Below are 507 nucleotides of genomic sequence, written 5' to 3' on the forward strand. Positions count from 1 at the left end.
GCCAAGGATGCGCTTCAGTTGGTCACGGCTTACGATACCGAAAATGGGCTGGTGTTAAGCCAGAAAGCAACCCCTAACAAGAAGGGGGAAATCGAAACCGTCAAAGATATGCTGGACATTCTTGAGCTAAAAGGAGCCGTTGTCACACTCGATGCGTTGCATTGTCAGCGTGAGACACTGGAGAAAATCAGCGAGAAGAAGGCTCATGTAGTGGTACAGGTCAAGAATAATCAACCGAAGCTGTATCAAGCGGTTCAATCGCAATTCCAGTCACTGTTTGACGCCCAGAAAGAGAAGATTGTCGTCGAGCACAAAGAGAGTGGACATGGCCGCCAGGAAGAGCGTTATGTGTTTCAATTAAAAGCCAAATTACCGCCAGAGTTGACGGAGAAATGGCCGACAATCCGCAGCATCATTGCCGTTGAGCGTCACCGCAGCGCCAACGGAAAAGGAACGGTAGATACCTCTTACTATGTCAGCTCGTTATCCCCCAAGCACAAGCTGCTA

Annotated in this window: 1 pseudogene; it reads left to right on the top strand. The window is 49.3% G+C overall.

The features are described 5' to 3' along the window. Positions 1–507: pseudogene (locus OKC40_RS22925) on the top strand (ISAs1-like element ISAs1 family transposase); the annotation flags it as partial.

The sequence above is a fragment of the Aeromonas sp. QDB11 genome, from assembly GCF_027705265.1.
In the GTDB taxonomy this organism is placed as follows: Bacteria; Pseudomonadota; Gammaproteobacteria; order Enterobacterales; family Aeromonadaceae; genus Aeromonas; species Aeromonas allosaccharophila.